This window comes from Bacillus sp. JZ39, from assembly GCF_053903145.1.
On the sequence record NZ_CP096389.1, the window covers coordinates 1127650 to 1142113 of the forward strand.

The window sequence follows — 14464 nt, forward strand, 5'->3', positions numbered from 1 at the left end:
CAGAAACGGGATTGGAGCTGATATCACATGTGTGGAATTACGGGTTGGGTCGATTTTAAAAAGCAGCTCGTCCAGGAAAAACAAACGATGGACAGAATGACAGACACTCTTTCCAAACGAGGGCCTGATGATTCAAACGTTTGGGGGGAGCACCATGTTTTATTCGGACATAAAAGACTTGCGGTTGTTGATATTGAAGGCGGACGCCAGCCGATGGCGTGTACCTATAAAGGGGATACGTACACCATTATTTACAATGGCGAGCTTTATAACACGGAAGATTTGCGCAAAGAATTGCGGGCGCGGGGCCATCAATTCGAACGTACGTCAGATACCGAGGTGCTTCTGCACAGCTACATCGAATGGCAGGAAGACTGTGTCGACCATCTCAATGGCATATTCGCTTTCGCTGTGTGGGATGAAAAGCGTAATCTGCTGTTTGCCGCGAGAGACCGTCTCGGCGTAAAGCCGTTTTTTTACACGAAGGAAGGCTCTTCATTTCTCTTCGGGTCGGAAATCAAAGCAATCCTCGCGCACCCTGATATAAAAGCGCGAGTGGACAGAACGGGACTTTCTGAAATTTTCGGTCTTGGACCGTCCAGAACCCCGGGCACTGGCATATTTAAAGGCATAAAAGAAATCCGCCCGGCTCACGCGCTGACATTTTCCAAAGACGGACTTAATATTTGGCGTTATTGGAATGTTGAAAGCGAAAAACATACGGACAGTTTTGATGACACGGTTGCCAATGTCAGATCGTTATTTCAGGACGCGGTGACGCGGCAGCTTGTGTCGGATGTGCCTGTTTGCACATTCCTATCAGGCGGTCTGGACTCAAGCGCAATTACAGCGATTGCGGCGGGCCATTTTGAAAAGGAAGGAAAAGCACCGCTTCATACTTATTCGATTGATTACGAAGAGAACGATAAATTTTTTCAAGCAAGCGCTTTTCAGCCGAATGATGACGGACCATGGATTGAAAAAATGACAGAGGCTTTCGGCACAACGCACCACAAATGCGTCATCAGCCAAAAAGATCTCGTTGATCATTTGGAGGAAGCTGTACTGGTCAAAGACTTGCCGGGAATGGCGGATGTCGACTCATCCCTGCTGTGGTTTTGCCGGGAAATCAAAAAGGACTTTGTCGTCAGCCTATCGGGAGAGTGCGCGGATGAGATTTTCGGCGGGTACCCGTGGTTCCATACGGCAGATGTTGAGTCTGGCTTTCCATGGATGAGATCAACGGAGGAGCGGATCAAGCTGCTTTCTGACTCATGGCAGAAAAAATTGAATCTGAAAGAATACGTAAATGCCAAATATGAAGAAACCTTGGCAGAAACGCCATTATTAGATGGTGAAACGGGTGTGGATAAAGCAAGAAGACAGCTGTTCTATTTAAATATGCTTTGGTTTATGACGAACCTTTTGGATCGGAAGGATCGCATGAGCATGGGGGCGAGCCTGGAAGTGCGGGTGCCGTTCGCCGATCACCGGCTTGTGGAATATGTTTGGAATATTCCGTGGGAAATGAAAATGCATGATAATCGGGAAAAAGGCATTTTACGCAAAGCGCTTGAAGGTATTTTGCCTGATGACATTCTGTATCGCAAAAAAAGCCCGTATCCGAAAACCCATCATCCGGAATATACAAAAGGCGTCAGCGAATGGCTGAAAACGATCAGAAGCCAAAAGGACTCCGTGCTCCATACCTTGCTGGACAGAAAACAATTAGATCAGCTTTTAGAAACGGAAGGCTCCTCCTTCAAGGTGCCGTGGTTCGGGCAGCTCATGAAGGGGCCTCAGCTAATCGCCCATCTTGCTCAAATTCATACATGGTTTGAAGCGTATCGCATTGATATTGACGAGAGGTAGGTTCAATGCAAATGTGATTAAAATCCAGAGATGTATAGATTTAAATAAGAAGGATAGATGAGCAGGGAAATATATGCTCTATCTATCCTTTTTTGTACAACGCACTATCGAATTGCCCCCGCATTCCTTCAATAAGAATGAATAGGTTTTAATGTTCTGCCGATAAAACCAGCTGATACCGGGCTTAACTTTAATTCCCTAGCCCATACAGAAAGTTGACCAATATGGTGAATTTCGTGAGCGATGATATGGTGTAATATTTCATCTCGCGTATATAAAACACCTGTCTCCCAAGGAACGCTTACAAGTTCATCTTTTATTTGATCTGAATGTGTTTGTAAAACATCAATTATTTCAGTTCGGAATGTATTTGAGAGAGATTTCACTTTATTGAGTGTTTGATAATCAGCGAACTGAACAGCGATATCTTCTTTTCCTTGGATAGCACGAATCCAACTATATTCCACATCAATAATATGAAAAAGGGTATATAAAATATTCTCTACTCCGCCAAGACGGTTTTTAAGTAATTCTTCAGTGGTTAGTTGATGACACCAAGTAAACCATTGATCTCTAACCTGCCAGTTATATTCAAAAAATTTTATCACTGAACTCACTCCAATACTATCATGTATCATAACAATTAGCCCTTTTTTCCGTGATTCCTCTATTATTGAAGTGATGATTGAGAAATGTTTACATTCTACCTGTTGTATGGCATTAAAAATAATAATGTATATCTCGTCGATGATGCTGTACGTCTTGTTACTTTTACAAAGTAAGAATCGGCATTTTCTTCATATACAATTAGGAAAAAACATACTAGACTTGAAGAAGCAGTGATACATAGGAGTGAGAAAAATGAAAGAGATAAAAGAAGCTTACCAGCAATGCGGACAGATTGTTGGCGAATACGCGCCAGCCTGTTTCAAAGCATTATCATATCTCCCGCTAAAGCAAAGACAAGCCTCTTGGGCAGTATTGTCGTTTTGCCACACGGTGGCCAGTGCAGACGAAAAGGTATTGCCCGCATTTGAAGCTAAAGCTGATCATGTTTACCAAAGGACAAATAACGGTAATCAACATCTATGGAAGGCTTTTGATCATGCGTATCGGACCTTTACATTGGAAAGCGAACCTTTTCGGGAGTTTATTGCCGCACAAAAAGAAGACGCCAAGCCGTATGATGACCTTGATGAACTGCTCATGTACGCATATCGGACGGGCGGTTCTGCCGGATTGATGCTGCTGCCGATACTGACACGCCGAAAACAAGATCTGCTCAAACAAGCAGCCGTCTCTCTAGGCTTGGCCATACAGCTGGTTCGCTTCTTAAGTGATCTTGGCACAGATCAGCAAAAAAACCGCATTCCCCGTCAGGTAATGCAGCAATTCGGCTATACAGAGGCTGATCTCCAAAAAGGCACCGTAAATAAAGCGTTCACAATGACGTGGGAGTATATCGCTTTTGAAGCAGAAGCCTACCTTGAAGAGTGTCAGGATGCCTTGCCGCTATTTCCGCAGTATTCTCAAAAAACGGTGAAAGCCGCTCTTCATTTGCACCGGGCTGTTTTAGAAAAAATCCGGGCAAAGCAGCACGATGTATTTCAACATCACTTCGCTCTTACAGAGACCGAAGTGAAGCAGATTCTGTCTGATATCTAAAAAACACCCGGCCTTGATTGAGCCGGGTGTTACGCCATACCTTTTTGTATCCAGATACGTGAGCGCCATCTTCTGTACATTAAGATTCCCCGGACCCATTCATCCGCGATAAAAGAAATCCAAATGCCGGCAAGACCGAAACCGAGGTGGATGCCGAAAAGATAAGCAAGCGGGAGGCCAATGCCCCACATTGAAATCATTGCCATGTAAACCGGGAATTTCGCATCCCCCGCAGCCCGCAGAGAGTTAATGATAATGACATTAAACGAGCGGCCTGGTTCAAGAATAATGGTCATGGCAATCAATAGGCTTGCAGTTGCTATAATGTCAGGGCTTTGTGTGAAGAGTCCGATCAGGTCTTTTGAAAAGATTGTCATCAAAACAGAGGTAGCCGCAGCAATTCCGAGTGCCCAATATAAGCTCTTCATGCAGCGCTCATAAGCGGCATCAAATTGTTTGCCGCCGATATAACGGCCGATTAAGATTTGTGTACCCTGGCTGATCGCAGTGCCGAACAGCAAAATAAACATCGTAATATTTTGCGTATACACTTTTGTTGTCAACGCCTGCGCGCCCATGATGGCGATAAAATACGTGACTATCATTTGCGACAGGTTGTATGAAAGCTGCTCTCCCGCAGAAGGAATGCCGATTTTCAGCAGCTTGCGCAAATGCTCTTTATGCATATGAAAGACTTTTTTCAGCGACATCTTCAGCTGGATGCGTTTGTTGACAATCACAATCATCGCGATTAATCCGATGACGCGGGCGATAGATGTGGACATGGCCACACCGGCAACGCCGAGGACAGGAAAGCCGAACAAACCGAAAATCACAACAAAGTTTCCGGCAATGTTTAAAATGTTCATGCCGATAGTGACAAACATTGTATCTTTTGTGTAGCCGTAGCTTTTTAAGATCGCGCTGAATGTCATGATTAAAGCCTGAATAAAGGACAGACCTCCGACAACTTGTAAAAAGACTTTCGCATCAGGCATCAGTGCGTTTGATAATCCCATCATATGAAGCAGAGGGACAGCCGCGAAAAAGACGACGGCGCTGATGGCCAGGCTGATGAAGAAGTTGGCGCCGATTGACACATAAGCGACTTCCATGGCTTCTTTCTTTTGCCGTGAGCCTAGAAATTGTGAAATGATAACGGTCGTTCCTGTTGCGATAAAGCTGAACATCACGATAATTAAATTTAAAATCTGGTTGCTGACGCCGACTGCTGCCACGCTGTTATCCGAGTATTGGCTGAGCATCAGTGTATCGGCATTACCCATAAACATATATAATGAGACCTCAATAAAGATCGGCCAAGTAAGCGAAAATAATGAGAACGTTTTGTCAGCGGGTTTTTTCAAAGCAGTTGATTTGAAGACAGCTTGTTTCATAGTGTCTAACCCCTTTCGTAAATAAAATCAACGTTTTAAAGTGTACCTCCATTTCCTTATAATAAAAAGGGATAGAAACGATACTTCTTGTAAAAATCCGACTTAAAAAGGAGGATGATTCAAATGCCTCGCATCCTGTTTACAGTCCCGCCTTTTCCGGTATTTATCGCAGCTGGGGAAGGAGTTTTTAAAAAAGGAGAAACCCATGTGAAACGTGTATTCTCCGTGTTTGATCTGATATATGTCAAACAGGGAACGTTATATATAACGGAAAATGAAACATCGTTTTCTGTTGAAGGCGGCGAGTACATCTTGCTTTCTCCCGGTCTTGAACACTACGGGACGAAGGGCAGTGATGAAGCAACCTCCTACTATTGGCTTCACTTCGATGAACATCGATATGAATTTACGGCAAAGGGAGGCAGCAACTGGTCTGAGCTTCAGCAGGAAAAAGGGAGCTTCGAAGAGCCGGCCCGCTACGGATTGGCCTTGCCGAGAAAAGGCAAGGTGCAGCGCCCGCAGTTTATGGCGCAGCAGTTTGAAAAGCTGATCGATTACTCCGCGGAAAACTCTGATTTGCCGCTCAGAAAGCAAATTTTATTTGAGGAGCTGATGCTGCATCTTCAAAAAGAAGCGTTCCAAATACCGTCTGCGAAAGAGCGGGTAGCCTGGGAGGCGGCCCGGTACTTACAGGAGCACTATAAGGAAAAGACGACAATCAAGGATCTGTCGCTCGCCCTTCACTATCATCAGGATTATGTGAGCCGCTGCATGCAACAGGTGCTCGGCGTAACTCCGGCACAATACACGAACCGGGTGAGAATGACGGAAGCGAAGCGTCTTTTATCCTCTACAAATGATAAAATGGGCGTTATTGCGGAAACGGTCGGAATGGAAGATCCGACATACTTTTCAAAACTCTTTAAGCAGATAGAAGGCATTTCACCAATTGAATACCGGAAAATTGTCAGCCGGAAAGTTCAATAACCAGACGAGGGATGAACATGAAAACAACAATTTACGATGTGGCAAAGGCGGCGGGTGTCTCGATCACAACTGTGTCCCGTGTAATAAACAATACGGGGAGAATCAGCGATAAAACACGGCAGAAGGTCATGAATGTCATGAATGAAATGGCATACACGCCCAATGTCCACGCCGCGGCGTTAACGGGAAAACGAACGAATATGATTGCTCTCGTGGCGCCTGATATTTCAAATCCGTTTTACGGCGAACTGGCCAAAAGCATTGAGGAAAGAGCGGATGAGCTCGGTTTTCAAATGTTGATTTGCAGCACCGATTACGATCCGAAAAAAGAAACAAAGTATTTTTCTGTGCTGAAACAGAAAAAGGTGGATGGCATTATTTTTGCAACAGGGATTGAAAGCCATGACAGTATGTCTGCTTTGGAGGAAATCGCCAGTGAACAAATTCCGATTGCCATGATTTCTCAGGATAAGCCGCTTCTTCCGATGGATATTGTTGTGATAGATGACGTTCGTGGCGGATATGAGGCTGCCAAGCATCTTCTGTCACTCGGCCACACGAACATCGCCTGCATTATCGGAGACGGGTCAACGACAGGCGAAAAAAATAGAATCAAAGGCTTCCGTCAGGCGATGGAGGAAGCGGGCGTGCCCATTGATGAATCACTTATCATCCAGACGCGGTTTTCCTTGGAAAGCGGCAAGGAAGAAGCGGGAAAATTGCTCGACAGAAACGCTCCGACTGCTATTTTTGCCTTCAACGACGTATTGGCTTGTGCCGCCATACAAGCTGCGAGAATAAGAAGCATAAAAGTGCCGGATGATCTTTCTATCATTGGTTTTGATAATACGATACTCGCAGAAATGGCGGCTCCGCCCCTGACAACCATAGCCCAGCCGATAAAAGAGATGGGGCGGAGCGTCATCGAACTGCTGGCAGAAGCAATAGAGGGAAAACGAAAGGCGAAACAAAAAATAGTGCTCCCGCCTGAGCTTGTAGTCAGACATTCTACATCACCGCTCAACACATGAGCCCGCTAATGAGCGGGTTTTTTCATTATGACAGTTGAAGCAAAAAAAACATATTGCGTGTAAACCAATGGCAGTGTAAAATGAAACCATCTTTTGAGAAAGCGCTTGCGCAAAATGGCAGAGCGGATAGAACCGCTGTTTTTTTAGTTGTTAAGAGAAAGCGCTTTCTCAAAGCGAGTCTGAAATGAGATAAAGGAGAGGATGGGACGTGGAACATCAAGTAAGATGTGCAGTATTGGGATTAGGAAGGCTCGGTTATTATCATGCGAAAAATCTCGTCACCAGTGTGCCGGGGGCAAAGCTGGTTAGTGTAGGTGATCCGTTAAAAGGGAGAGCGGAGCAGGTTGCCAGAGAACTCGGTATTGAAAAATGGTCAGAGGACCCGTATGAAGTGTTAGAAGATCCCGGCATTGACGCTGTCATTATCGTAACGCCGACAAGCACACATGGTGATATGATCATCAAAGCAGCTGAGAACGGCAAACAGATCTTCGTTGAAAAACCGCTGACATTAAGCCTTGAGGAATCTAGAGCAGTGTCTGAAAAAGTGAAGGAGACAGGTGTCATTTGCCAAGTCGGCTTTATGAGACGATTCGATCCCGCATACGCAGATGCCAAGCGGCGGATTGACGCGGGTGAAATCGGCAAACCTATCTATTATAAAGGCTTTACGCGCGACCAAGGCGCGCCTCCCGCAGAATTTATCAAACACAGCGGTGGAATTTTTATTGACTGTTCCATCCATGACTATGATATTGCCCGTTATTTGCTAGGGGCGGAAATCACTTCTGTTTCAGGACACGGCAGGATTCTGAACAATCCGTTTATGGAGCAGTATGGTGATGTGGATCAGGCGCTGACGTATATTGAATTTGACTCCGGCGCAGCGGGGGACGTCGAGGCAAGCAGAACCTCTCCATACGGACATGACATCCGGGCGGAGGTGATCGGGACAGAGGGCAGTATTTTCATAGGGACATTGAGAAATCAACATGTGACCATCCTATCGGCTAAAGGGAGCAGTTTTGATATCATTCCAGACTTTCAAACTCGTTTTCATGAAGCCTACTGCTTGGAGCTTCAGCATTTCGCCGAGTGTGTTCGGAATGGAAAAACACCGATTGTGACTGATATTGATGCGACGATCAATTTAGAAGTGGGTATCGCCGCAACCAATTCCTTTCGAAGCGGCAGGCCGGTACAGCTAGATGTGAAGCGCGCTTATACAGGTATGTAAAAGCTAATATGGTTGCATTTGAGGCTTTCCGCAAAAAAAAGCAAGGACATTTTAGCCCTTGCTTTCTCTTTTCTCATATAAATAGTACATATAATCAGTAGGTACGCCTGAATGGCCCAGCTGTCTCAGCATGGCGGTTACGTTCCCTCTGTGGTAAGTGCCGTGATTGACGACATGCAGGATGGTGTCTGCATAGGTTGATTCCAGTGTACCTAGTTTCGGATGCTGCATTGTGAAGGTCTGTTCTAAGTCCGTCTGGCGGCTGAAGAAATCATGATACTGTGACTCCAGCTCGGCAGCGTGCTGTTTAATCGCTGCCATATTACCTTGCGCGGACTCTAATTTGCCTGCGCTGTCTATAATCTCTTGGTAGGCCACTCCCGAAAGAACATTCAGCCAAATGTAGTCAGCCCTGCACATATGAAGCAGCACGTCGCTGACAGAAGGAAATACGCTCTTTACTTCTTGATAGGCAGTTCCCTCCGGCAGGTTTTCGATATGGTTAAATATTTTCTTGTTTGCCCATGAATGATAGTCATAAAACTGTTTTGCATCAGTCATCAGCATGCCTCCTTTTCTAAGAAATTCGTTGTTTTCATTCGTTTCTCCTTCAATTGTAAAAGAGTGACATCCCAAAATATCCTGCCGCTGCCCACATTACCGCTGCAGAGCATTTGTTTACGATCACCATTAGCCTGCCGCTCGTATCTATCGTCTGAAACAACCGGCCCGCTATTGCAAGGCTGATAAACCAAATCCAAGACACAGCGATGCAGGCGGCCATAAAGAGCCATTTCTCAAGCCCCGAATATTGAAGAGAGCTCGTGCCGATGACGCCGATCGTGTCCAGAATGGCATGCGGGTTTAAAAGAGAAACAGCGGCCGCAAATGCAACTTGCTTTTTTGGTGTGAACGTATGTTTCTCATTTTGGCTTGTGTTCGGACGGCTGTTCCAAGTCACCCAGCCCATATAGAGCAAAAATAAAAATCCGCCGGCCATCATGACTGTCTCAAACACAGGCAGCTCCTGCACAATGACAGACATGCCCGCAACGGCTAATACGATTAACATGGTATCGCAGACTGAAGCACTGATGACAGCTGGGAGAGCCCGCCAAATATGCTTTTGCCACGCGCCTTGCTGAAAAATAAACACATTCTGCACTCCCAGCGGCAAAATTAAGCCAAACGCGAGCACAATTCCGTGAATGATTGCATTCATGCTGAAAAAGCTCCCTTCACATTTTTTTCAATCATAAGAGAGATTGTCACTAAAGTCTCCAGCCATTTGGTTGGGTTAGGAACCAGCCAAATGTATAATGTGTAAAAAAGGGGGGCATGACCTTGTCGCAATGGCAGCCAAGCCGAAAGTCGGATGTTCCGCTGCATCGGCAGATCGAACAATATATGAAAGACAAGATTCTTCACGGAGAGTGGGCTGTAGGGACGAAAATCCCCTCACAGAGAACGCTGGCCGGCATGTTTCAAGTCAACCGCAGCACAGTCACAGCAGCCATAGATGAACTCACGTCTCAAGGCTTGTTAGAGGGAAGAAGAGGCGGCGGTACGAAGGTTGTAAACAGTACTTGGAGCGTGCTGGCGGCTGAGCCTCCGCTTGATTGGAGCGATTACGTCCGTTCGGGCATTCATCGCGCCAATTCTTCCATCATTCAAGCTATTAATCAGAACGAACCAAGAGCGGATATCATCAGATTAGGGACTGGAGAACTTTCACCGGATCTTGTGCCTGCTGACACAATTGGACGGATGTTTCAGCAAATCAATCCGGGCGTCCTGTCTTTAGGATATGAGCAGCCGAAAGGAAACCGTAAACTGCGGGAGGCAGTGGCCGACCATTTAAAAGGAAAGAAGATCCATGTGTCACCGGCTGCAATTTTAATTGTGTCCGGTGCACTTCAGGCACTTCAGCTCATCTCAATTGGACTTTTAAAACGAGATTCTGTCATTTTGACGGAGAAGCCGTCCTACCTTCAATCCTTGCATGTATTTCAATCAGCTGGGATGCGGCTTCGCGGCTTGCCGATGGATGATGAAGGGGTCAAAGCGGGGCTTGTTTCTTCTAATCGAAAACAATATGGAGGACAGCTGCTTTACACGATTCCGTCGTTTCATAATCCGACAGGCACAGTCATGTCAGAGCAGCGAAGGAAAGAGATCATCAGCCTGTCAAAAAAAGAGCAGATGCCCATCATTGAGGATGATGCGTACGGTGATTTATGGTTTGAAGAAAAACCTCCGCAGCCGTTGAAAGCAATGGATCATGAGGGCAATATTCTGTATCTGGGCACGTTTTCAAAAACGGTTAGCCCCGGTCTGCGAATCGGCTGGCTTGCCGGTCCGGAGCCGGTTATTGAAAGGTTGGCGGACATTAAAATGCAGACAGACTACGGATCAAGCGGCCTGTCCCAGTGGGCGGCTGCCGAGTGGCTGTCACAGGGGTATTATGAAGAGCATCTGACTTGGGTACGCAGGAAGCTTAAAGAAAGGAGAGACGCCGCCGTTCATTTTCTCGAGCGGTATGCCGGGGACATTGCCACGTGGCGGATTCCCGCAGGCGGCTTTTATATTTGGGTGACATTTCACAAAAACCTGCCTGTCAGCCGTTTCTTTTATGGATTGCTGAAACGGCAGGTGCTTGTGAATCCCGGCTACATTTATGACGGTGAAGACCGAAACAGCATCAGGCTGTCATATTCCTATGCATCTCTTGGAGATTTGGAAACTGGCATTAAAGCGGCAGCTGAAACAGCACGCCGCCTGATGATGTCCTAAGCTTTGGTTATACGATGACAGCTCCCAGTGCCCTGACGAAGGCAATCGCATGCTCAGGTGCGATTTTGCAGCCTTTCAATTTGTCGAGGGAGACATGAAGCTGTTCAAAACGGCACGTGCTGATGTCCATGTTTTGAAGGGACGTGCCGGTAAAGCTGGCGCCTTCCAATTCGCATCCGTCAAAGTGTGTCTGCTGGAGCACCGTATCGCTGCATTCACTTTGCATAAGAGCACAGTGATCAAATCGAACTTGTTTCATATTTGAATACGAAAATGAGCTGAAATGTCCGTGGCATTCCTCGAATGAAACATTCCGCAGCGTTGCTTCCGCCACATTCATTCCAACCATTTTTGACTGCTTAACTGAAGTTCTGTGAATGACAGCCCCGCTGAAATCGGCGTTTGATAAATCGCACTTTTCAAAGATCACATCGGTCAGTTCAATATGCCGAAAAGACACATCGATAAAGACGACATTTCTGAATACCGTTTTTTCAACACAGAGTCTTTCGATATCTTCGCCGCAGATGGTACAATCTTCAAACAAATGCATGCTGATTACATCATCCTGCGTCACGGCATCATGAAAATCTGCGGTTTGCAGGTTTTCTGGTATGTTTGGTTTTTGAATTGCGATTTTATTCATGTGATGACATCCTTTGCTGCCCGAAAAACAGAGGCTTCCGGGTTCAATTTAATAGATCGTTAAGGAAATTGATACATATAGTAAATCGTGAAGAGCCTTTTCTTGGTACAGCAGCCCGCTTGTTTTGTAAGCATAAATGGAAAGATTCCTATACGTCAAGGCGTTTACAGGCCGAAAAAGCCAAAGGGAACAGGAGGAATGCGGAATGGGGCATTACATCAAAACCGAGGAGCATGTGACACTGTTTGTAGAGGATATCGGACATGGAAGGCCGATCATCTTTTTGCACGGGTGGCCGTTGAATCATAAGATGTTTGAATATCAAATGAATGAGCTTCCGAAAAGGGGATTTCGTTTTATCGGCGTTGATTTGCGGGGATATGGGCAATCTGACCGCCCTTGGGAAGGCTACGATTATGACACGATGGCCGATGATGTGAAAGCAGTCATTTATACGCTGCAGCTTGAGAATGCGATTCTCGCCGGTTTTTCAATGGGCGGCGCCATTGCACTCCGTTATATGGCACGGCATGAAGGAGCCGATATTGATAAGCTGATTTTACTGTCTGCAGCGGCCCCCGCGTTTACAAAACGCCCGGGTTATCCGTACGGGATGAGGAAGCAGGATATTGACGATATGATTGAATTGTTCAAAGCTGATCGGCCCAAAACACTGGCTGATTTAGGGAAACAGTTTTTTGAGAAAAAAGTGTCTCCAGAGCTTAGGCAGTGGTTTCTCAATCTGATGCTGGAGGCTTCCTCCTACGGGACGATCCACTCGGGAATCGCATTAAGAGATGAAGATCTCAGAAAGGAACTTGCTGCAATCAAGGTGCCGACGCTGATCCTGCACGGGAGAAAGGATAAAATTGCGCCGTTTGATTTTGCGAAAGAGTTGAAGCGCGGCATCAAACAGTCGGAATTGGTTCCGTTTGCAAACAGCGGGCACGGAGCATTTTATGAGGAAAAAGAGAAGATCAACAGTTTAATTGCGCAGTTCTCCAACTCATAAGAAAAAACCCGACATTGATCGGGTTTTTTATATAATTCCTCTGTTTTGCAGTGCGTTAATGATGAGATCAGCTCCATCGGAAATAGAGGTCTGGTCTGACTCAATGATGAAATCGGGTGAAAGCGGCGCTTCATACGGAGAATCGATCCCGGTGAAATGTTTGATCTCTCCGTTTCGCGCTTTTTTATAAAGCCCTTTTGGATCGCGCTGTTCACAAACATGCAGCGGGCACTTCACATAAATTTCGAAGAACTCACCTTTAGGAAAGAGCGCTCTAACCATGTCCCGATCCTCTCTGAATGGAGAAATAAAAGCCGTTAAAATCATTTGCCCGCTGTCGACAAACAGCTTCGCCACTTCCCCGATCCGGCGGATGTTTTCAATCCTGTCACCAGTCTGAAATCCAAGGTCTTTGTTTAAGCCGTGGCGGATATTATCACCGTCAAGTACGTAGCTCTGAATGCCCTTGCGGTAAAGCTTTTCATCGACTGCATTGGCCAGCACCGATTTTCCGGAGCCGGACAAACCTGTAAACCAAAGGACGCAGCTTTTGTGTCCGTTTAAGGACTGTCTGTCAGACTTTGAGATGGCAGCGGGATGCCAAATGATGTTCGGATTGTGTGTCATTGCAATTCCCCGCTGTTTTGTTTGATGGCAACAGGCTGTTGGTGAAGTCCCTTGATCAGCACGGCTGCGACCTCAGGCCGGCTGAATTCTTTAGGCGGCTTTTTGCCTTGGCGGAGAAGCTCTCTCACTTTTGTGCCTGATAAGTGGATGTGGTCTCTTGAGCTGTGCGGACATGTTTTGGAGGTGCCCATGTTTCCGCATTTTCGGCAATAAAAGCTGTGCTCAAAAAACATCGGCTTGATGCCCAGCTCTTCCTCTGTGAATGATTGAAAAATATTTTGGGCGTCGTATGTTCCATAGTAGCTGCCGACACCCGCGTGATCACGGCCTACAATAAAATGGGTGCAGCCGTAATTTTTTCGGACGAGCGCATGGAAAATCGCTTCCCGCGGACCTGCATAACGCATGGCGGCAGGGAAAACCGATAACATGACACGATCCTTTGGATAATAGTGATTAAGCAAAGCCTGGTAGCTCTCCATTCTGATATCGCTTGGGATATCGTCTGACTTTGTTTCTCCGACAAGCGGGTGAAGCAGCAGACCGTCGACCGTTTCTAATGCTGTTTTTTGGATGTATTCATGCGCTCTGTGAACAGGGTTCCTGGTTTGAAAGCCGACAATCGTCTTCCAGCCGAGTTTTTGAAAGGCCGCTCTTGTTTCTGCGGGCGTTGCATAAAACTGTTCGAAAGATTTGTCAGGCAGGCGGCTGACCGTGATAGGCCCTCCGATATAGTAATCCGGGCGCGCCAGCAATTTTTTTACGCCTGGGTGGGCAGGATCGTTTGTTTTAAAAACAGACAGTGATTCTTGTGTTTTATCAGGCTGGTATATATCGGTGACTGTGATCATGCCGTAGGTAACACCGTCTTTCACAAGCTTGACGTGATCTCCGGCAGACAGCTGTTTTGCTGTTTTTTCTCCGACAGGCAGCGTAATCGGCAGGCTCCACGGCAAGCCGTTTGCCAGCCTCATTTCCTTCACAACACGATGATAATCTTTTTCTCCCAAAAAACCTGTTAACGGGCTGTATCCGCCGATCGCGATAAGCTCCAGATCACTCAGTGCAAGCTGATCCAGCTCTGCTTGGCACGCGCACCCTTCAAAATGGCATGCGGGATCACAGCGGTTGATTAATACCCCTCCATGGGGTTCGTTTCCATTCAACGTGTTCAACCTCCAATTATACGTTTCCTTG

12 protein-coding genes and 2 pseudogenes are annotated in these 14464 nt (G+C 46.3%); 7 read left to right on the plus strand and 7 right to left on the minus strand.

The genetic code is table 11. The features are described from left to right. Positions 1–27: 27 nt before the first annotated feature. Entirely contained in the window at positions 28–1872 is a 1845-nt protein-coding gene (gene asnB / locus M1D65_RS05825; RefSeq protein ID WP_029726288.1) for an asparagine synthase (glutamine-hydrolyzing), read from the plus strand. Between the two features lie 128 nt (positions 1873–2000). On the opposite strand, the gene M1D65_RS05830 is transcribed toward asnB, so the two are convergent. Continuing rightward, positions 2001–2480, minus strand: coding sequence for a DinB family protein (locus M1D65_RS05830; RefSeq protein WP_080351446.1), 480 nt, complete (start codon positions 2478–2480; stop codon positions 2001–2003). A gap of 231 nt (positions 2481–2711) precedes the next feature. On the opposite strand from M1D65_RS05830, the pseudogene farP reads away from it, so the two are divergent. Further along, positions 2712–3537 (plus strand): annotated as a pseudogene (gene farP, locus M1D65_RS05835) (farnesyl diphosphate phosphatase). A 29-nt stretch (positions 3538–3566) separates the two neighbouring features. Here the strand turns inward: farP and M1D65_RS05840 are convergent. Continuing rightward, on the minus strand, positions 3567–4934 hold the full coding sequence (locus tag M1D65_RS05840; RefSeq protein WP_014476390.1) for an MATE family efflux transporter: 1368 nt from the start codon (positions 4932–4934) through the stop codon (positions 3567–3569). Positions 4935–5057: 123 nt separating this feature from the next. Between M1D65_RS05840 and M1D65_RS05845 the strand changes: the two genes are divergently transcribed. The 3 genes from M1D65_RS05845 to iolX all read left to right on the plus strand — a co-directional run bounded on the left by M1D65_RS05845 (position 5058) and on the right by iolX (position 8189). Next, positions 5058–5921, plus strand: a complete 864-nt coding sequence (locus M1D65_RS05845) for an AraC family transcriptional regulator (protein ID WP_003245539.1) — start codon at positions 5058–5060, stop codon at positions 5919–5921. Between the two features lie 17 nt (positions 5922–5938). Then, complete coding sequence (gene degA, locus M1D65_RS05850) at positions 5939–6952, plus strand: transcriptional regulator DegA (RefSeq protein ID WP_106073798.1); 1014 nt, start codon at positions 5939–5941, stop codon at positions 6950–6952. A gap of 208 nt (positions 6953–7160) precedes the next feature. After that, on the plus strand, positions 7161–8189 hold the full coding sequence (iolX, locus tag M1D65_RS05855) for a scyllo-inositol 2-dehydrogenase (protein ID WP_153256674.1): 1029 nt from the start codon (positions 7161–7163) through the stop codon (positions 8187–8189). 51 nt (positions 8190–8240) lie between these two features. Here iolX and M1D65_RS05860 read toward each other — a convergent pair whose 3' ends face one another. Continuing rightward, entirely contained in the window at positions 8241–8750 is a 510-nt protein-coding gene (locus M1D65_RS05860; RefSeq protein WP_124073119.1) for a DinB family protein, read from the minus strand. A 49-nt stretch (positions 8751–8799) separates the two neighbouring features. After that, positions 8800–9461 (minus strand): annotated as a pseudogene (locus tag M1D65_RS05865) (LysE family transporter). A gap of 66 nt (positions 9462–9527) precedes the next feature. Between M1D65_RS05865 and M1D65_RS05870 the strand changes: the two are divergent. After that, positions 9528–10982, plus strand: a complete 1455-nt coding sequence (locus M1D65_RS05870) for an aminotransferase-like domain-containing protein (RefSeq protein WP_125121299.1) — start codon at positions 9528–9530, stop codon at positions 10980–10982. Between the two features lie 7 nt (positions 10983–10989). On the opposite strand, the gene M1D65_RS05875 is transcribed toward M1D65_RS05870, so the two are convergent. Continuing rightward, positions 10990–11628: a pentapeptide repeat-containing protein gene (locus M1D65_RS05875; protein WP_456270808.1), complete on the minus strand. Its 639-nt coding sequence runs from the start codon at positions 11626–11628 to the stop codon at positions 10990–10992. A gap of 205 nt (positions 11629–11833) precedes the next feature. Here M1D65_RS05875 and M1D65_RS05880 point away from each other — a divergent pair, with 205 nt between their 5' ends. Then, positions 11834–12640, plus strand: a complete 807-nt coding sequence (locus M1D65_RS05880) for an alpha/beta fold hydrolase (protein ID WP_064671221.1) — start codon at positions 11834–11836, stop codon at positions 12638–12640. 27 nt (positions 12641–12667) lie between these two features. Here M1D65_RS05880 and cysC read toward each other — a convergent pair whose 3' ends face one another. After that, positions 12668–13267, minus strand: coding sequence for an adenylyl-sulfate kinase (gene cysC / locus M1D65_RS05885; RefSeq protein WP_003245829.1), 600 nt, complete (start codon positions 13265–13267; stop codon positions 12668–12670). Beyond that, positions 13264–14433 (minus strand): sulfate adenylyltransferase, encoded by a 1170-nt coding sequence (gene sat / locus M1D65_RS05890; protein ID WP_456270809.1) that lies wholly within the window; start codon positions 14431–14433, stop codon positions 13264–13266. Before sat ends, cysC begins: the two co-directional genes overlap by 4 nt. Positions 14434–14464 lie beyond the last annotated feature (31 nt).

Excerpts from the sequence above, each read along its gene's own strand:
- asnB (WP_029726288.1), top strand. The coding sequence starts at position 28 with ATGTGTGGAATTACGGGTTGGGTCGATTTTAAAAAGCAGCTCGTCCAG.
- M1D65_RS05840 (WP_014476390.1), bottom strand. The coding sequence starts at position 4,934 with ATGAAACAAGCTGTCTTCAAATCAACTGCTTTGAAAAAACCCGCTGAC.
- M1D65_RS05845 (WP_003245539.1), top strand. The coding sequence starts at position 5,058 with ATGCCTCGCATCCTGTTTACAGTCCCGCCTTTTCCGGTATTTATCGCA.
- degA (WP_106073798.1), top strand. The coding sequence starts at position 5,939 with ATGAAAACAACAATTTACGATGTGGCAAAGGCGGCGGGTGTCTCGATC.
- M1D65_RS05860 (WP_124073119.1), bottom strand. The coding sequence starts at position 8,750 with ATGACTGATGCAAAACAGTTTTATGACTATCATTCATGGGCAAACAAG.
- M1D65_RS05870 (WP_125121299.1), top strand. The coding sequence starts at position 9,528 with ATGACCTTGTCGCAATGGCAGCCAAGCCGAAAGTCGGATGTTCCGCTG.
- M1D65_RS05875 (WP_456270808.1), bottom strand. The coding sequence starts at position 11,628 with ATGAATAAAATCGCAATTCAAAAACCAAACATACCAGAAAACCTGCAA.
- M1D65_RS05880 (WP_064671221.1), top strand. The coding sequence starts at position 11,834 with ATGGGGCATTACATCAAAACCGAGGAGCATGTGACACTGTTTGTAGAG.
- cysC (WP_003245829.1), bottom strand. The coding sequence starts at position 13,267 with ATGACACACAATCCGAACATCATTTGGCATCCCGCTGCCATCTCAAAG.